Source organism: Streptomyces sp. NPDC039480, from assembly GCF_055597165.1.
Map to the genome: position 1 here is coordinate 245,386 of NZ_JBVITX010000010.1, position 17,503 is coordinate 262,888.

At 70.8% G+C, this 17,503-nt stretch carries 13 protein-coding genes; 4 read left to right on the forward strand and 9 right to left on the reverse strand.

All coding sequences use genetic code 11. The annotated features are described in order from the left end of the window. Positions 1–64 precede the first annotated feature (64 nt). The gene (locus ACZ56E_RS29330) at positions 65–772 is read left to right on the forward strand and encodes a nitroreductase family protein (protein ID WP_471218715.1); all 708 of its coding nucleotides are present in this window, start codon (positions 65–67) and stop codon (positions 770–772) included. Here the strand turns inward: ACZ56E_RS29330 and ACZ56E_RS29335 are convergent. After that, on the reverse strand, positions 751–1,869 hold the full coding sequence (locus tag ACZ56E_RS29335; RefSeq protein ID WP_471218717.1) for an oxidoreductase: 1,119 nt from the start codon (positions 1,867–1,869) through the stop codon (positions 751–753). The genes ACZ56E_RS29330 and ACZ56E_RS29335 overlap by 22 nt on opposite strands. Before the next feature lie 192 nt (positions 1,870–2,061). On the opposite strand from ACZ56E_RS29335, the gene bla reads away from it, so the two are divergent. Next, positions 2,062–2,952 (forward strand): class A beta-lactamase, encoded by an 891-nt coding sequence (gene bla, locus ACZ56E_RS29340; RefSeq protein ID WP_471218719.1) that lies wholly within the window; start codon positions 2,062–2,064, stop codon positions 2,950–2,952. Positions 2,953–3,059: 107 nt separating this feature from the next. On the opposite strand, the gene pruA is transcribed toward bla, so the two are convergent. Together pruA and ACZ56E_RS29350 are read right to left on the reverse strand one after the other, a co-directional pair. After that, positions 3,060–4,691 (reverse strand): L-glutamate gamma-semialdehyde dehydrogenase, encoded by a 1,632-nt coding sequence (gene pruA, locus ACZ56E_RS29345; RefSeq protein WP_471218721.1) that lies wholly within the window; start codon positions 4,689–4,691, stop codon positions 3,060–3,062. Positions 4,692–4,748: 57 nt separating this feature from the next. Then, on the reverse strand, positions 4,749–5,675 hold the full coding sequence (locus tag ACZ56E_RS29350) for a proline dehydrogenase family protein (protein ID WP_471218723.1): 927 nt from the start codon (positions 5,673–5,675) through the stop codon (positions 4,749–4,751). Between the two features lie 193 nt (positions 5,676–5,868). Between ACZ56E_RS29350 and ACZ56E_RS29355 the strand changes: the two genes are divergently transcribed. Next, positions 5,869–7,038, forward strand: coding sequence for a PucR family transcriptional regulator (locus ACZ56E_RS29355; protein ID WP_471218725.1), 1,170 nt, complete (start codon positions 5,869–5,871; stop codon positions 7,036–7,038). 93 nt (positions 7,039–7,131) lie between these two features. Next, positions 7,132–7,479: a hypothetical protein gene (locus tag ACZ56E_RS29360; RefSeq protein WP_468611505.1), complete on the forward strand. Its 348-nt coding sequence runs from the start codon at positions 7,132–7,134 to the stop codon at positions 7,477–7,479. Between the two features lie 57 nt (positions 7,480–7,536). On the opposite strand, the gene serA is transcribed toward ACZ56E_RS29360, so the two are convergent. From serA to ACZ56E_RS29390, 6 genes are all read right to left on the reverse strand, one after another. Further along, positions 7,537–9,141, reverse strand: coding sequence for a phosphoglycerate dehydrogenase (gene serA / locus ACZ56E_RS29365; protein ID WP_471218727.1), 1,605 nt, complete (start codon positions 9,139–9,141; stop codon positions 7,537–7,539). A 230-nt stretch (positions 9,142–9,371) separates the two neighbouring features. Next, the gene (ilvC, locus tag ACZ56E_RS29370) at positions 9,372–10,370 is read right to left on the reverse strand and encodes a ketol-acid reductoisomerase (protein WP_468611507.1); all 999 of its coding nucleotides are present in this window, start codon (positions 10,368–10,370) and stop codon (positions 9,372–9,374) included. Positions 10,371–10,474: 104 nt separating this feature from the next. After that, on the reverse strand, positions 10,475–11,002 hold the full coding sequence (gene ilvN / locus ACZ56E_RS29375; protein WP_471218729.1) for an acetolactate synthase small subunit: 528 nt from the start codon (positions 11,000–11,002) through the stop codon (positions 10,475–10,477). Between the two features lie 29 nt (positions 11,003–11,031). Continuing rightward, positions 11,032–12,879 carry an acetolactate synthase large subunit gene (locus ACZ56E_RS29380; protein WP_471218731.1) on the reverse strand — a complete coding sequence of 616 codons (1,848 nt, stop codon included), beginning with the start codon at positions 12,877–12,879 and terminating at the stop codon, positions 11,032–11,034. A gap of 233 nt (positions 12,880–13,112) precedes the next feature. After that, positions 13,113–16,157, reverse strand: a complete 3,045-nt coding sequence (locus tag ACZ56E_RS29385; protein ID WP_471218839.1) for a putative bifunctional diguanylate cyclase/phosphodiesterase — start codon at positions 16,155–16,157, stop codon at positions 13,113–13,115. A gap of 386 nt (positions 16,158–16,543) precedes the next feature. Further along, positions 16,544–17,497, reverse strand: coding sequence for a 2-hydroxyacid dehydrogenase (locus ACZ56E_RS29390; protein ID WP_471218732.1), 954 nt, complete (start codon positions 17,495–17,497; stop codon positions 16,544–16,546). Between the last annotated feature and the right edge of the window lie 6 nt (positions 17,498–17,503).

Consider the following 17,503-nt stretch of genomic DNA (forward strand, 5'->3'; position numbering starts at 1 on the left):
TTGGTCTGCACCATGGCTCTCCGCACCATGGCGCGGAGGCCGTCCCCCGCCCCAGAATCGGACCATGTCTGAGACCGAGCAGCAGCAAGCGTGGACCCCGATCCACGGTGAGCCCTACCGCTCCGTGCCCTATCGGCCCGAGCGCATGCCCGAGTCTGAATCCCTGGCGCACGCGGCGGAGTTGCGGGCGCGGATGCGGGAGCGGCGGACGGTGCGGCAGTTCGCTCCGGACCCCGTGCCCCCGCAGGTCGTGCGGGACGCCATCGCGTGCGCGGCGACGGCACCGTCCGGCGCGCACCAGCAGCCGTGGACGTTCGTCCTCGTCCAGGACCCGGAGATCCGCCGCCGCATCCGCGAGGCCGCCGAGCGCGAGGAGCAGATCTCGTACGACGGCCGCCTCGGCGAGGAGTGGCTCGCGGCCCTCCGCCCCCTCGGCACCGACGAGGTGAAGCCGCACCTGACGGACGCGCCCGCCCTGATCGTCGTCTTCCAGCAGCGGTACTGGCTGGGCGAGGACGGCACCAAGCACAAGCACTACTACGTCGACGAATCGGTCGGCATCGCGGTCGGGATGCTGCTGTCCGCGCTGCACCTGTCGGGCCTCGCCGCGCTGATCCACACGCCGAGCCCGATGCGGTTCCTGTCCCAGGTGCTCGGCCGCCCCGAGAACGAGAAGGCGTTCGCGGTGATCCCCGTGGGCTATCCGGCGCCGGACTGCCGGGTCCCCGATCTCGTGCGCAAGTCGCTGGATCAGGTGCTCGTGGAGGTCTGAGCGGACACCGGCACGTCCGCCAGGGCGGGGTAGTCGGTGTAGCCCTCGGCGCCCTCTCCGTACAGGTGGGTCCCGTCCATCTCCTGGAGGGGCGCGCCGACGGCGAAGCGCTCCGGCAGGTCGGGGTTGGAGATGAACCCGCGCCCGTACGACACGAGGTCGGCGAGGCCCGACGCGAGGAGGGCCTCGCCCGCCTCCTTGGTGGTCGGGTCGCCGTTCTCGCCGACGTTGGCGATCAGCGTGCCGTGCCAGCGGGGGCGCAGGTCGGCGAGGGCCGGGTAGCGGTCGTTGTCGGTGAGGTGGAGGTAGGCGAGGCCCAGGCCGTCGAGCTCGTCGAGGAGCGCGCGGTAGACGGGCCCGGGGTCGGCCTCCACCATGCCGAACTGCGGGTTGCCCGGCGAGAGGCGGAGCCCGAGCCGCTCGGCGCCGATGGCGGCGGCGACGGCGCGGACGACCTCGACGGCGAAGCGGATGCGGTCCGCGACCGAGCCCCGGCCGTACTCGTCGTCGCGGAGGTTGCTGTTGTCCGCGAGGAACTGGTGGATCAAGTAGCTGTTGGCGCCGTGCAGTTCGACCCCGTCGAAGCCCGCCGCGATGGCGTTGCGGGCGGCGTCCGCGAAGTCCTGGACGGCGGTGCGGATGTCGTCCCGGGTCATCTCGCGGGGCGTGACCGGGTCGGCCTTGCCGCCGGGCACGTGCACGCGCTCCGGGTCCACCAGCACGGCGGACGGCGCGGCGGGGGCGTCCCCGTCGACGCGGGACAGGGGGTGTCCGTGGCGGCCGCCGTGCATCAACTGCGCGTAGATCCGGCCCCCTTCGGCGTGTACGGCGTCGGTGACGCGCCGCCAGCCCGCGATGTGCTCGGCGGTCTCGATCCCCGGGTAGCGCCAGCCGCTCTGGCCCCGGCTGCTGGGCCAGATGCCCTCGGTGACGATGAGGCTGGCGCTCGCGCGCTGGGCGTAGTAGTCGGCGACGACCGGGAGCGGGGTGCCGTCGGCCGTCGCCCGGAGGCGTGTCATGGGGGCCATGACCATGCGGTTGGGGAGGAGGCCGAGGGAGCCGGCGGAGTGGGGCGCGAGGAGCGTGGTGTTCGTCATGCCGGAACGGTAGGAGTTGACACAGGTGTGAAGTTCAAGCGCGGGGGTCCGCCGGACACGGGTGGGCGGGCCGGTCCGGAGGTCCACCGGACACGGATGGGCGGGCCGGCTCGGAGGTCCACCGGACACGGATGGGCGGGCCGGGCCGGAGCCCCTGGCCCGGTGCCGCGCCCGGCCGGTACCTTCTGGATCATGAACGTGACTCCCTCCCGCAGGACCGTCCTCGGCACCGCCGCCGCGGCCCCCGTCTTCCTCTCCGTCCCCGGCACCGCGCACGCGGCGCCCTCCGCGGAGGCTCGCCGGCGCCTGCGCGAGCTGGAGAAGGGCTACCCCGGCCGCATAGGTCTGCACGCCCTGAACACCGGCACCGGCGCCACCCTCGGCTACCGCGCCGACGAGCGCTTCGCGATCGCCTCGACGTTCAAGGTCCTGGCCGCCGCGGCGATCCTGCGCAAGGCGCGCGAGGAGGAGCCCGGGCTGCTCGACACCGTGATCCGGTACGACCGCGACGACCTGGTCACCTACTCGCCGCGCTGCGAGATGCACCTCGCGACGGGCATGACGGTCCGGGAGCTGTGCGACGCGACCGTCACGTACAGCGACAACGCGGCGGGCAACTTCCTGCTGCGGCGGCTCGGCGGCCCCTCCGGCATCACCCGCTTCGCCCGCTCCCTCGGCGACTCCCGCACCCGCCTCGACCGCTGGGAGACCGACCTCAACACCAACATCCCGGGCGACCCGCGCGACACGACGACCCCGGCGGCCATGACCGCGAACCTGCGCAAGCTCGTCCTCGGCGACGCCCTCGCCCCGCTCGACCGCGACCAGCTCGTCCGGTGGCTCGTGGAGAACACCACCGGCGACAAGCGGATCCGCGCCGGGCTCCCCGAGGGCTGGCGGGTCGGCGACAAGACGGGATCCCCTGCGTACGGCGGGGTCAACGACGTCGCCGTGGCCTGGCCCCCGAAGGGCGGCGCCCCGCTGGTCATCTCCGTCTACACGACCCGCCTGGACCCGGACACCCCCGGCGAGGACCGCATCGCCGCCGACATGACCCGTATCGCCGTCGACGCCCTCACCTGAACCTGACCCGGCCGGAAGAAGCCGGAAAAACACACCGCCTCCGACCGGGGTGGGGCCCAGGTCGGAGGCGGGGTTCAGGGGCGGGCCGCAAAGGCCCGCGGTGGGCGTCAGCCCATGTGCGGGTAGCCGTACTCGGTCGGCGGGACCAGCGTCTCCTTGATGGCGCGGGTCAGCGTCCACCGCTGGAGGTTCTGCGGGGCACCGGCCTTGTCGTTGGTGCCGGAGGCACGGCCGCCGCCGAAGGGCTGCTGGCCGACGACGGCGCCGGTCGACTTGTCGTTGATGTAGAAGTTGCCCGCGGCGTAGCGGAGCTTCTCCATCGTGTACGCGGCGGCCGCGCGGTCGTTCGCGATGACCGAGCCGGTGAGCGCGTAGTCCGAGACCGACTCCATCTGGGTCAGCATCTCGTCGAACTTGTCGTCCTCGTAGACGTGCACCGCGAGGAACGGGCCGAAGTACTCGGTCGTGAAGACCTCGTTGGCCGGGTCCGAGCACTCGACGACGGTCGGGCGCACGAAGTAGCCGACGGAGTCGTCGTAGGTGCCGCCGGCGACGATCGTGCAGGAGTCGTCCGCCTTGGCGCGGTCGATGGCCGCCTTGTTCTTGGCGAACGCGCGCTCGTCGATGACCGCGCCGATGAAGTTCGACAGGTCGGTGACGTCACCCATCTTGATGCCGTCGACCTCGGCAGCGAACTCCTCCTTGAAGCCGGAGTTCCAGATCGAGGCCGGGATGTAGGCGCGCGAGGTGGCGGAGCACTTCTGGCCCTGGAACTCGAAGGAGCCGCGGGTCAGCGCGGTCTTCAGGATCGCGCGGTCGGCGCTCGGGTGCGCGACGACGAAGTCCTTGCCGCCGGTCTCGCCGACGAGACGCGGGTAGGTGCGGTACTTGGCGATGTTCTCGCCGACCGTCTTCCACAGGTGCTGGAAGGTCGGGGTGGAGCCGGTGAAGTGGATGCCGGCCAGGTCGCGGTGGTGCAGGGCGACCTCGGAGACCGCGATGCCGTCACCGGTGACGAGGTTGATGACGCCCTTGGGCAGGCCCGCCTCCTCCAGGAGCTGCATGAGCAGCACGGCGGCGTGCGTCTGCGTCGGGGACGGCTTCCACACGACCACGTTGCCCATCAGGGCCGGGGCGGTCGGCAGGTTGCCCGCGATGGCCGTGAAGTTGAACGGCGTGATCGCGTAGACGAAGCCCTCGAGCGGGCGGTGGTCCAGGCGGTTCCAGACACCGGTCGCGTTCGCCGGGGGCTGCTCGGCGAGCAGGTCACGGGCGTACTTCACGTTGAAGCGCCAGAAGTCGACGAGCTCGCACGGGGTGTCGATCTCGGCCTGCTGCGCGGTCTTCGACTGGCCGAGCATCGTGGAGGCGGCCAGCGTCTCGCGCCACGTCGTGGAGAGCAGCTCGGCGGCGCGCAGGATGATCGCGGCGCGGTCGTCGAAGGACATCGCGCGCCACGCCGGGGCAGCGGCGAGGGCGGCGTCGATCGCGTCCTGGGCGTCCTGCTGGGTGGCGCCGCGGCCGTGGCCGATGACGGCCTGGTGGTTGTGCGGCTGCACGACCTGGAAGGGCTCGCCGCCGCCGAGGCGCTTGACGCCGCCGATGGTCATCGGCAGCTCGATCGGGTTGTCGGCCAGCTCCTTGAGCTTGGCCTCCAGACGGGCGCGCTCCGGGGAGCCGGGCGCGTAGCCGTGTACCGGCTCGTTGACCGGGGCGGGGACCTGGGTCACAGCGTCCATGAGTTCCTTAGCTCCTTTGTGCGAGGGCTCTGCGAGGGCTCTGTACTGGGCGGGCGCTCAGCCCTTGGTGAGGATGGAGCGGCCGAAGAAGAGGAGGTTCGCCGGCTTCTCCGCAAGACGGCGCATGAAGTAGCCGTACCAGTCGGTGCCGTATGCGGTGTACACACGCATCCGGTGGCCTTCGGCGGCGAGCCGCAGGTGCTCGTCGCTGCGGATGCCGTACAGCATCTGGAATTCGTACTCATCCAGTTTGCGCCCTGCGCGCCGCGCGAGCTCCTGCGCGATCGAGATCAGTCGCGGGTCGTGGGACCCGATCATCGGGTACCCCTCGCCCTCCATCAGGGTACGCAGGATGCGGACGTAGGCCTTGTCGGTCTCCGCCTTGTCCTGGTAGGCGACCTCGGCGGGCTCCTTGTAGGCGCCCTTCACGATGCGGACGCGGCTGCCGTTCTCGGCGAGGCGCCGGGCGTCGGCCTCGGTGCGGAAGAGGTAGGCCTGGATGACGCAGCCGGTCTGCGGGAAGTCCTTGCGCAGCTCGTCGTGGATGGCGAACATCGAGTCGAGGGTGGTGTGGTCCTCGGCGTCCAGGGTGACCGTGGTGCCGATGGCGGCGGCGGCCTCGACGACGGGGCGCACATTGGCGAGGGCGAGCTCGTGGCCGCCCTCAAGGGCCTGGCCGAACATCGACAGCTTCACGGACATCTCGGCCTTGGTGCCGAGGCCCAGGTCCTTCAGGCGGCCGATGAGCTCCAGATAGGCGTCGCGGGCGGCGTGCGACTGCTCGACGGTGGTGATGTCCTCGCCCACCACGTCGAGGGTCACCTCCAGGCCCTTGTCGGCGGCGTCGACGATGATCGGGACCACCTGGTCGACGGTCTCACCGGCGATGAACCGGGAGACGACCTGCTTGGTGCCGGGGGCCGCCGATACGAAACGGCGCATCTTGTCGCTGCGCGACGCGGCGAGGATCACGGGACCCAGCACGGGGCACCTCCACGGGTGTACGAAATCGAGGGCCATACCGACAAACCCCTCCATAAGGGGAATGCGGCGGTACGGCACGGAGAACCACCGTGAAATTTAGGGATACACCGGATCGTGAACCATCGACAGCTGTCACGCATCCGTGCCCTGGATCTCAGACAGATGTCTGAAGAACGCGGCGATCTGCGCGAGAATGGACCTCGTGAAGGGCGACTACCAAGAACTGGTCGACGAGATCTCGGCGCTGCTCGGCGCCCCCGCGACCCTCGAGAACCGGGATTTCGAGCTGATCGCCTTCGGCGCGCACGACGGCGACGGTGACAGCGGCTTCGACGCGTCCGTCCTCGACCCGGTCAGGACCCGGTCGATCCTGACCCGCCGGTCCACGGCCGAGGTCCGCTCCTGGTTCGAGGGCTTCGGCATCGCCCGCGCCACGGCCCCGGTCCGCATCCCGCCCACCCCGGAGGCGGGCGTCCACCGGGGCCGGATCTGCCTTCCCGTACGACACCGGGGCTTCGCTCTCGGATACGTCTGGCTGCTCGACGACGAGCCGGGCCCCGGTGAGCAGCAGCTGGCCGCCGCCATGGAGGTGGCCGCCAGGATCGGTGCGCTGCTCGCCGACGAGGCGCAGGCGGGCGCCGACCTCACCCGGGAGTTCCGGGCGGTCCTGACGGCCGAGCGGGGCTGGCAGCGCGACATGGCGGTGGCCTCGCTGCGCACGGCGCTCGGCCCGCGCGGCGAGGGACTGCACGCGGTGGTGTGCGTGGCGCCGTGGCGCTCCGCGGACCCGGACGACGCCCCCGCCTCCCGTACGGTGCCGGGCGCGGCCGCGGTGTGCACGGTGCCGTGGGGCACGACCGCGCAGTCCCTGGCGGCGCTGGTGCGGCTGCGCTCGGCCGACGCGCTGTCGCCCGCGCACACGGCGGCGTCGCGGCTGCTGGACGCGGCGCCGGGTGCGGCGGCCGGCATCGCGGGGGCCCGGCACGGTCTGGAGGAGCTTGGGGCCGCCTGGTGGGAGGCGTCGGGGGCGGCCAGGGCGGCGCTGGCCGAGCGGCGCTTCGGCCCGGTCGCCCAGTGGTCGGACGTAGGCCCGTACCGTCTGCTGACCGCCCTGCCCCCGGAGGCGGCGTACGACCCCGTGGGCCGTCAGCTGCTCTCCCCCACCCACCGCGAACTGGCCCGTACCGCCGAGGTGTTCCTCGACTGCGCGGGCCAGGCGGGCCGCGCGGCCGCCGAGTTGGGCATCCACCGCCAGACGCTCTACTACCGCCTGTCGCGCGTGGAGCAGCTCACCGGCCTGGACCTGGACGACGGCGAGGACCGTCTGCTGCTGCACATGGTCCTGAAGTCGTCACGGCTGTAAGCGGCAGGTAACGAACGCCCGATTCCGTGATCTTGGAGGGGTACGGTTTCCCCCGTCCGAAAATCACCCTCCACTCGGGAGAACGAACACCCCATGAAGCTCAGGCTGTTGGCCTCCGTCGTCGCCGTCTCCGCCGTCGCGCTCTCCGGCACCGTGCTCACCACGGGCACCGCCGCGGCCGCCACGAGGCCGGACTGCACCCGCGGCCTCACCAACGTCCCCGCCAAGGAGACGGTGAAGGTCCGCACCACACCGAAGGTGAACGGCCACGCGGTCGGTCAGCTGAACAAGGGCCGCAAGGCGTTCCTCTGTAACGACGGCCAGTCCTTCACCGGCCAGTCGTACCGCCTCTGCGGCAAGAGCAGCAACAAGTGGCTGTACGTCATGCCGAACAACTACAACATCAAGGGTTACGTTCCGGCCACCTGCATCGACTGGTGAACGACGAAACGCCGGGCGGGCCGGATCTCTCCGGCCCGCCCGGCGTTTCGCGTTTTCCTAGTCCGTGAGGTTCACCGCGCGGGCGGACTCCGCGCCGATCTCCTCCGCCAGCTCGTTCAGCACCGGCTGCGGCACCGTGTCGTCGACGGTGAGGACGGCGAGGGCCTCGCCCCCGACGTCGGCGCGGGCGACCTGCATGCCCGCGATGTTGATGCCCGCCTCGCCGAGGACGCGGCCGACGGTGCCGACGACGCCGGGACGGTCGGCGTACCGCAGGACGACCATGTGGTCGGCGAGCGCCAGGTCCACGTCGTACTCACCGATGGCGACGATCTTCTGGAGGTGCTTGGGGCCGGCCAGCGTGCCGGAGACCGCGATCTCCTCGCCGCCGGAGAGCGTGCCGCGCACCGTGACCACGTTCCGGTGGTCGGGCGACTCGGAGCTGGTGGTGAGGCGGACCTCGACGCCGCGCTCCTGGGCGAACAGCGGCGCGTTCACATAGGAGACGGTCTCGTCGACGACGTCCTCGAAGACGCCCTTCAGCGCGGAGAGTTCGAGCACCTTCACGTCGTGCTGGGTGATCTCGCCGTACACCTCGACGTCGAGACGGGCCGCGACCTCGCCCGCGAGGGCGGTGAAGATCCGGCCGAGCTTCTCGGCGAGCGGCAGACCGGGGCGCACGTCCTCGGCGATGACACCGCCCTGCACGTTCACCGCGTCGGGCACGAGCTCACCGGCGAGGGCGAGGCGCACCGACTTGGCGACGGCGATGCCGGCCTTCTCCTGCGCCTCGTCCGTGGAGGCGCCGAGGTGCGGGGTGCAGACGACCTGGTCGAACTGGAAGAGCGGGGAATCCGTGCAGGGCTCCTTCGCGTACACATCCAGGCCGGCGCCGGCGACGCGGCCCTCCTTGAGGGCGGAGTGCAGCGCCTCCTCGTCGACGATGCCGCCGCGCGCGGCGTTGACGATGCGGACGGTCGGCTTGACCTTGTGCAGCGCCTCGTCACCGATGAGACCGAGGGTCTCGGGCGTCTTGGGGAGGTGCACGGTGATGAAGTCGGAGACCTCGAGCAGCTCGTCGAGGGACAGCACCTTCACGCCCATCTGGGCGGCGCGCGCGGGCTGCACGTAAGGGTCGTAGGCGACGACCTTCATGCCGAAGGCGCTCATGCGCTGGGCGACGAGGGCACCGATGCGGCCGAGGCCGACGACGCCGAGGGTCTTCTCGGCGAGCTCGACGCCGGTGTACTTGGAGCGCTTCCACTCGCCGTTCTTGAGGGCGGCGTTGGCCTGGGGGATGTTGCGCGCGGTGGCCAGGAGCAGGCCGCAGGCGAGCTCGGCGGCCGTGACGATGTTCGAAGTGGGGGCGTTGACGACCATCACGCCGGCCTTGGTGGCGGCGGACACGTCCACGTTGTCCAGGCCGACGCCGGCGCGGGCGACGACCTTCAGCTTCCTGGCCGCGGCGATCGCCTCGGCGTCGACCTTGGTCGCGGAGCGGACCAGGATGGCGTCGACGTCGGCGATGGCGGGCAGCAGCTCGGCGCGGTCCGCGCCGTTGCACTGGCGGATCTCGAAGTCCGGGCCCAGTGCGTCGACGGTGGCGGGCGACAGCTCTTCAGCGATGAGTACGACGGGTTTGCCGGTGGCAGCAGTGCTCACGTGAGTCCTCACAGGTCCATTGCGGACGGCCGTCCCGACGGCCGCAGGCGGTGGAGGGTGCTTGCCGCGTGGAAGACGCACGACGCTGTGGGCCCGACGCGAATGTTGAACAGAAGCATAGTGGCGCGGAACGGATCAGCATGCGCCTCTACGGAAGGATCACCCGTCCGTGGCTGGACGGGGTGGACAACGACACGGGGTCCGGGGCGGTGCCCCGGACCCCGGTCTCGTCAGTCCTCGTCGTTGACCCACGACATGAGCTTGCGCAGCTCCTTGCCGGTGGTCTCCAGGAGGTGGTTCTCGTCCTGGGTCTTGTACTCGTTGTACTTCTTCAGGCCGCCGTGGTACTCGTCCATCCACTGCTTGGCGAAGGTGCCGTCCTGGATCTCCGTGAGGACCTTCTTCATCTCGGCCTTGGTGGCGTCGGTGATGATCCGCGGGCCGGTGATGTAGTCGCCCCACTCGGCGGTCTCGGAGACGGACCAGCGCATCTTCTCCAGGCCGCCCTCGTACATGAGGTCCACGATCAGCTTCAGCTCGTGGAGGCACTCGAAGTACGCGATCTCCGGCTGGTAGCCCGCCTCGGTCAGGGTCTCGAAGCCCGCCTTGACCAGCGCGGCGGTGCCGCCGCAGAGCACGGCCTGCTCGCCGAACAGGTCGGTCTCGGTCTCCTCGGTGAAGGTCGTCTTGATGACGCCTGCACGCGTGCCGCCGATGCCCTTGGCGTACGACAGCGCCAGCTGGAAGCCGTTGCCCGTGGCGTCCTGCTCGACAGCCGCGATACACGGAACGCCGCGGCCCTCCTCGTACTGACGGCGGACCAGGTGGCCCGGGCCCTTGGGGGCGACCATGCAGACGTCGACGCCCTCGGGGGCCTTGATGAAGCCGAAGCGGATGTTCAGGCCGTGGCCGAAGAACAGCGCGTCGCCGTCCTTGAGGTTGTCCTTGATGGACTCCTCGTAGACCTGGGCCTGGATCGGGTCCGGCACCAGGATCATGATGACGTCGGCCTCGGCCGCCGCCTCGGACGGGGTGACGACCCGCAGGCCCTGCTCCTCGGCCTTGGCCTTGGACTTGGAGCCCTCGTGCAGACCGACGCGGACGTCGACACCCGAGTCACGGAGCGACAGCGCGTGGGCGTGGCCCTGGCTGCCGTAACCGATGACCGCGACCTTGCGGCCCTGGATGATGGACAGGTCGGCGTCGTCGTCGTAGAACAGCTCGGCCACTGGGAATCTCCTATGTGTGCTGGTGTTGCGTCCCACCGTACGGCGGGTTCAGTGAGGGAAGTTCTCGGGTCTCGGTATCCGAGAGGGGTACCGGGCGGCCCGGGTCAGGCGCTGCGGTCGAGCGCCCGCAGACTGCGGTCCGTGATGGAGCGGGAGCCGCGGCCGATCGCGATGGTGCCGGACTGGACGAGCTCCTTGATGCCGAAGGGCTCCAGCATCTTGAGCATGGCCTCCAGCTTGTCGCTGCTGCCGGTGGCCTCGATGGTGACGGCCTCCGGGGAGACGTCCACGGTCTTGGCGCGGAACAGCTGGACGATCTCGACGATCTGGGAGCGGGTCTCGTTGTCGGCGCGGACCTTCACCAGGACGAGCTCGCGGGCCACGGCGGCGCCCGGCTCCAGTTCGACGATCTTCAGGACGTTGACGAGCTTGTTGAGCTGCTTCGTGACCTGTTCGAGCGGCAGGTCCTCGACGTTCACCACGATGGTGATGCGGGAGATGTCGGGGTGCTCGGTGACGCCCACGGCGAGCGAGTCGATGTTGAAGCCGCGGCGCGAGAACAGGGCGGTGATCCGGGCGAGGACACCGGGCTTGTTCTCGACCAGGACGGAGAGCGTGTGCTTGGTGGACATGACGCGTGGTCTCTCTTTCGCTCTCGGTCTCAGTCGTCTTCGTTGTCGCCGAAGTCGGGGCGGACCCCGAGGGCGGCCATGACCTCGTCGTTCGAGGTGCCGGCGGCGACCATCGGCCAGACCTGGGCGTCCTCGTGGACGATGAAGTCGACGACGACGGGGCGGTCGTTGATGGCGTTGGCCTCCGCGATGACCTTGTCCAGGTCCTCGGGGCGCTCGCAGCGCAGCGCCACGCAGCCCATGGCCTCCGCCAGCTTCACGAAGTCCGGGACGCGGGTGCCCTTGTTGGGGCCGATGTCCTCGGGACCGCTGTGCAGGACGGTGTTGGAGTAACGCTGGTTGTAGAACAGGGTCTGCCACTGGCGGACCATCCCGAGGGCGCCGTTGTTGATGATCGCGACCTTGATCGGGATGTTGTTCAGGGCGCAGGTGGTGAGCTCCTGATTGGTCATCTGGAAGCAGCCGTCGCCGTCGATCGCCCAGACCGTGCGGTCGGGCTGTCCGGCCTTGGCACCCATCGCGGCCGGGACCGCGTAGCCCATCGTCCCGGCGCCGCCGGAGTTGAGCCAGGTGGCGGGCTTCTCGTACTGGATGAAGTGCGCGGCCCACATCTGGTGCTGGCCGACGCCCGCCGCGAAGATCGTGTCCTCGGGGGCGAGTTGGCCGACGCGCTCGATGACGTGCTGCGGGGAGAGCGAGCCGTCCTCGGGCTGGGTGTAGCCGAGGGGGTAGGTGTCGCGCCAGCGGTTGAGGTCGCTCCACCAGGCGGTGTAGTCACCCGTGTGGCCCTCGGTGTGCTCGGCCTGGACGGCCTGGACGAGGTCGGCGATGACCTCACGGGCGTCGCCGACGATCGGCACGTCGGCGGCGCGGTTCTTGCCGATCTCGGCCGGGTCGATGTCGGCGTGGACGATCTTCGCGAACGGGGCGAAGCTGTCCAGCTTGCCGGTGACGCGGTCGTCGAAGCGGGCTCCGAGGGCGACGATCAGGTCGGCCTTCTGCAGCGCGGTGACGGCGGTGACCGCACCGTGCATGCCCGGCATTCCCACGTGCAGCGGGTGGCTGTCGGGGAATGCGCCGAGCGCCATCAGGGTGGTGGTGACGGGCGCTCCGGTGAGCTCTGCCAGGACCTTCAGCTCTGCGGTGGCCTCGGCCTTCAGGACGCCGCCGCCGACGTACAGGACCGGGCGCCTGGCCGCGGTGATGAGCTTGGCGGCCTCGCGGATCTGCTTGGCGTGCGGCTTGGTCACCGGGCGGTAGCCGGGCAGGTCCTGCTGCGGCGGCCAGGAGAACGTCGTCTGCGCCTGGAGGGCGTCCTTGGCGATGTCCACGAGGACCGGACCCGGGCGGCCGGTGGAGGCGATGTGGAACGCCTCGGCGATGGTGCGCGGGATGTCCTCGGCCTTGGTGACCAGGAAGTTGTGCTTGGTGATCGGCATCGTGATGCCGACGATGTCCGCCTCTTGGAAGGCGTCCGTGCCGATGGCCTTGGAGGCCACCTGGCCGGTGATCGCGACCATCGGGACGGAGTCCATGTGGGCGTCGGCGATCGGGGTGACCAGGTTGGTGGCGCCGGGGCCGCTCGTCGCCATGCAGACGCCGACCTTGCCGGTGGCCTGCGCGTATCCGGTGGCCGCGTGGCCCGCGCCCTGCTCGTGCCGCACCAGGACGTGCCGCACCCGGGTGGAGTCCATCATCGGGTCGTAGGCCGGGAGGATGGCTCCGCCGGGGATGCCGAACACCGTGTCGGCCCCGACTTCCTCGAGAGAACGAATCAGGGACTGCGCACCCGTGACGTGCTCGACGGTGGCGGACTGCTGTCCTGAGGATCGGGGCCGCGGCTGCGGATGGTGGGCCCCGGTGGCCTGCTCGGTCATCGGCATTCTCTTCTCGAAGCTGAGGGTTTTTGCGGGGTGTTTGTGGGGGTTTGGCGGGTGCCAGTGCAACAAAAAACCCCTCGTGCCGTGAGGCAAGCGAGGGGAGCGCGCCGGGTGCGGTCGCTGGGATCCGGTGTTCGGACCGGTCGGTCCCAGCTTCAGCCGACGCGCTTTCCAAGTACGAGAATTCGGGTGCGCATGGCATTGACCCTCCCCCCGGCACGCATGGTGTGTCAAGTAGGTGGGACGGGGGTCTCATTATGTGAACGGGCGTAGGGCGAGGGGCCGCTCGCGTACGCCCCCGGGGAGCCGCCCGCGTACGTCCCCGCGGGCCCGCTCGCGAACGGCCCGGAGGAGCCGCCCGCATAGGCGCCCGCGGGTCCGCCCGCGTAGCTCGCCGAGGGCACGCCGCCGTACGTCACCGGACGGCCGCCCGCGAGCACCGGCTCGGCCGGGCCGTGCGGCACCGGATACTCGCCGATGGTGAGCGCGCGGCGCAGCCGGTACTCGTCGAGGGGCCCGGAGAACGCCATCCCCTGGCCGTGCGTGCAGCCCATCGCGCGCAGGGCGACCACCTGCTCGGGCAGGTCGACGCCGTCGGCCACGGAGACCAGCCCCAGGTCGTTCGCGATGCGCAGCAGACCGGAGGTGATCTTGTGCAGCCGCGCGGACTCGACGACGCCCTCGATCAGGCCGCGGTCCAGCTTCAGTACGTCGATGGGGAGCCGCCGCAGTGCGGTGATCGCCGCGTACCCGCTGCCGAAGCCGTCGAGTGCGATCCGTACGCCGAGTCTGCGCAGGGCAGCGAGGCGGCGCTCCAGGTCGTCGAGCGAGACCCGGGGGTCGCTGTCGGCGAGCTCGATGACGAGCGCGCCGGAGGGCAGGCCGTGCCGGGTCAGGAGCGCCTCGATGGAGCCCATGGGCATGGACCGGTCCAGCAGGCGGCGCGCGCTCATCCGGACGGCGACGGGCACCGCGTGCCCGCTCCGGCCGCGCTCGGCGGCCTGCTCGACGGCTTCTTCGAGCAGCCAGCGGCCCAGCTCGGCCGCCCGGCCGCCGTCCTCGCCCTTCTTCTCGGACACGCGCAGGAACTCGGCGGGCGTGAAGAGGATGCCCTGTGCCGAGCGCCAGCGGGCCTGCGCGGCGACCGACGTGATCCGGCCGTCGTCGAGCCGGACCACGGGCTGGTGCAGCAGCGCGAACTCACCCTCGTGCAGCGCGGCGCGCAGCCGTGTGGCGAGCTGTGCCTTGCGGACGACGTCGGCCTGCATCTGGGGTGCGTACAGCTCGACGCGGTTCTTGCCGCCGGCCTTGGCGCGGTACATCGCGAGGTCGGCGTTGCGCAGGAGCTCGCCCGCGCCGATGCCGGGCTCGGCGAAGGCCACGCCGATGGAGGCCGCCACGCGCACGTCGTTTCCGTCGATGGCGTAGGGCTGGGAGAGGGTGATTCTCAGCCGGTCGGCGAGTTCGTAGATGTGCCGTTCTCTGGCGGCCTGGTCCCTGGTCCCGTCGCCGACGATGAGGGCCGCGAACTCATCGCCGCCGAGCCGGGAGGCGGTGTCGCCCGAACGCACCGCCTCCTGGAGTCTGCGCGCGGCCTGGATGAGGAGCTCGTCCCCGGCCTGGTGTCCGATGGTGTCGTTGACGGCCTTGAAGCCGTCGAGGTCGATGAAGAGCACGGCCGTGCCGCGGTCGGTCACTCTGCGGCCGGCCAGTGCCTGGCCGACGCGGCGGGTGAACAGGGCGCGGTTGGGCAGGTCGGTGAGCGGGTCGTGCTCGGCGTTGTGCTGCAACTGCGCCTGGAGGCGGACCCGTTCGGTGACATCTCTGCTGTTGAAGATGAGGCCGCCCTGGTGGCGGTTGACGGTGGACTCCACGTTCAGCCAGTCGCCGTCGCCGGACTTGAAGCGGCACTCGATGCGGGTGGTGGGCTCCTCGACGGGGTTGGCGGCGAGGAATCTGCGGACTTCGTGGACGACCCGGCCCAGGTCCTCGGGGTGCATGAGCGAGGCCAGCTCGGAGCCGACGAGCTCTTCGGCGTCGCGGCCGTAGACCCCGGCGGCGGCCGGGCTGACGTACCGCAGGATGCCGTTTGGCGCGGCGATCATGATGACGTCGCTGGAGCCCTGGACCAGGGACCTGAAGTGGTTCTCCTTCTGGGCCAGTTCCTGGGTGAGCGTGATGTTGTCGAGGAGCATGATGCCCTGGCGGACCACGAGTGCGAGCACCACGGTGCTGGCGGTGAAGAGCACGACGCGGTCGACGCTGCGGCCGTTCAGTGCGTTGTAGAGAATCCCCAACGTGCAGACGGCGGCGGCCAGGTAGGGCGTGAGGGCGGCCAGCGATCCGGCGATCGGACGGGTCGCGGCGGCCCGCGGCTCCTCGGGGGCGCTGTCGTATGGCACGCGTGTGTGGCCTGTTTCCCGCGCGCCGTACACGTGCCAAGGGGCGGCCCATGGGGCGTACGCGAGGAGGAGCGAGCCCGCGAACCATCCGGCGTCCAGCATCTGGCCGGAGCGGTAACTGGCGTGCAGCAGCGGCGAGGTGAAGAGCGCGTCGCACATGACGGTCAGGGCGAGCGCGCCGATGGCGGTGTTCACCGCGGTGCGGTTGGCCGACGACCGTCTGAAGTGCAGGGCCAGCACCATGCTGACCAGCGCGATGTCGAGGAGTGGATAGGCGAGGGAGAGCGCGGCGTACGCGACGCTGCGGCCCTCGAACTGGGCGGTGTGCGCGAGTGCCAGACTCCAGGAGAGCGTGAGGAGCGAGCCCCCGATCAGCCAGGAGTCGAGGGCCAGACAGCCCCAACCCGCCTTGGTCACCGGACGCTTGGCGAGCACGAGCAGTCCGATGATGGCGGGCGGGGCGAAGCAGAGGAAGAACAGGTCGGCGAGACCCCGAGTGGGCACGGGCCGCTCCAGCACGACCTCGTACCAGCCCCAGACGCCGTTGCCGAGGGCTGCCATCGCGGAGGAGAGCGCGAAGAGCAGCCATGCGGGTCGAAAGCGGCTGCGGCGCGTGCGGGAGTAGCGGAAGCAGGAGATCGCGGCGGCCGCGGCCGCGATGCTCAGCCCGAAGTCGCCCATGATCAGGGCGAGCCGCTCCGATCCCCAGCCGAGCGCCGAGCCCGCGGCATACGCCCCGCAGAGCAGCAGGAGCACCAGCTGGGAGAAGAGTCCGCGCCCTCCGGGCAGCGGGCGCCTGACCAGCGGCACCCGGTGCGGCAGTGCCGCCACGCCCCCGTCGAGGACGGGGGTCGAGGTCGGGCGGGCACTCACCGGGCCGCCCTCGTCCGCGCCGCCCCCGTGCCCGCCCGGCGCGCGCGTCGGCCGGGCCGACAGGGGCGCTGATGCGTGCGGCGACGGCCGCTCGTGCGATTCCCGGCTCGCCTGCGTCTGCGGGCCGGTGTGCGGCAGAGTCGCCGGCTGCGGTCCCGCCGCGTCGGATCGTTCACCCATAGGCAGTGCATCGCCCGTCGCCCCCCTCGCAGTCTGATGTCTCGTCCCCGGCGCCGAACGGTCCACGGCGCATCCCCTGTCGGGACGATACACCAGACTCGTCACTCAGGGACATAGCTCCTCTACGCTCCGTGACTATCGGCGGAGAAGCGAACACGGGGCGCACGCAGACGGGCGCGGAGCGTGCGCAAAACGCTCCCGGACGATCAACTGCCCGTTGTCAGCACCACGTTGTCGAGGGGCTTTCCGGCGGCGTACTTGGTCAGTTGTGCGGCCAGCAGCCGCCGGGCGCGGGGCCCGAACGCGGAGGTGGAGCCGCCCACGTGCGGGCTGATCAGTGCTCCTCGAGCGTGCCACAGGGGGTGACCTGCGGGCAGGGGTTCCGGATCGGTCACGTCGAGGGCGGCGGTGATGCGCCCGGACTCCAGTTCCGCGAGGAGCGCCTTGGTGTCGACCACGGGTCCGCGGGCGACGTTCACGAGCAGCGCGCCGTCCTTCATGCGGGCCAGGAAGTCGGCGCCGACCAGCCCTCGCGTGGTCTCGGAGAGCGGCGTCGAGAGGATGACGACGTCCGCTTCGGGCAGCAGAGTCGGCAGGTCGGCGAGCGGATGCACGGGACCGCGCTCCGTGGCACGGGCAGAGCGCGCGACGCGCGCCACCCGCGCGCATTCGAAGGGGGCGAGCCTGTCCTCGATGGCGGAACCGATCGCTCCGTAGCCCACGATGAGGACGGACCTGTCGGCGAGCGCCGGATAGAACCCGGACCGCCACTCCTCCTGCCGCTGCCCCTCCACGAAGCGCGGGATGCCCCGCAGAGAGGCGAGGGTCAGAGCGAGCGCGAGCTCGGCGGTGCTGGCCTCGTGCACGCCGCGGGCGTTGCACAACCGAACGCCTGGTGCGAGGGACGGGATGCCCGGCTCCACGTGGTCGATGCCCGCGGTCAGTGTCTGTACGACGCGTACGGACGTCATCGCGGACAGGGGGCGTACGGCGATCTCGGTGCTCTTCATATAGGGCACCACATAGAAGGCGCAGTCGGCCGGGTCCGCGGGGAACTCCGGGCCGCCGTCCCAGAAGCGGTATGCGAGACCCGCCGCCGAGGCCTCGGGCAGCCCCTCTATCTCGTGCGGCGCAAACGGAAGCCATACATCTGTCGTCATGGCCAG

Excerpts from the sequence above, each read along its gene's own strand:
- ACZ56E_RS29360 (WP_468611505.1), top strand. The coding sequence starts at position 7,132 with ATGAAGCTCAGGCTGTTGGCCTCCGTCGTCGCCGTCTCCGCCGTCGCG.
- ACZ56E_RS29355 (WP_471218725.1), top strand. The coding sequence starts at position 5,869 with ATGGACCTCGTGAAGGGCGACTACCAAGAACTGGTCGACGAGATCTCG.
- ACZ56E_RS29380 (WP_471218731.1), bottom strand. The coding sequence starts at position 12,879 with ATGACCGAGCAGGCCACCGGGGCCCACCATCCGCAGCCGCGGCCCCGA.
- ACZ56E_RS29335 (WP_471218717.1), bottom strand. The coding sequence starts at position 1,869 with ATGACGAACACCACGCTCCTCGCGCCCCACTCCGCCGGCTCCCTCGGC.
- ACZ56E_RS29390 (WP_471218732.1), bottom strand. The coding sequence starts at position 17,497 with ATGACGACAGATGTATGGCTTCCGTTTGCGCCGCACGAGATAGAGGGG.
- ACZ56E_RS29330 (WP_471218715.1), top strand. The coding sequence starts at position 65 with ATGTCTGAGACCGAGCAGCAGCAAGCGTGGACCCCGATCCACGGTGAG.
- ilvN (WP_471218729.1), bottom strand. The coding sequence starts at position 11,002 with ATGTCCACCAAGCACACGCTCTCCGTCCTGGTCGAGAACAAGCCCGGT.
- pruA (WP_471218721.1), bottom strand. The coding sequence starts at position 4,691 with ATGGACGCTGTGACCCAGGTCCCCGCCCCGGTCAACGAGCCGGTACAC.
- bla (WP_471218719.1), top strand. The coding sequence starts at position 2,062 with ATGAACGTGACTCCCTCCCGCAGGACCGTCCTCGGCACCGCCGCCGCG.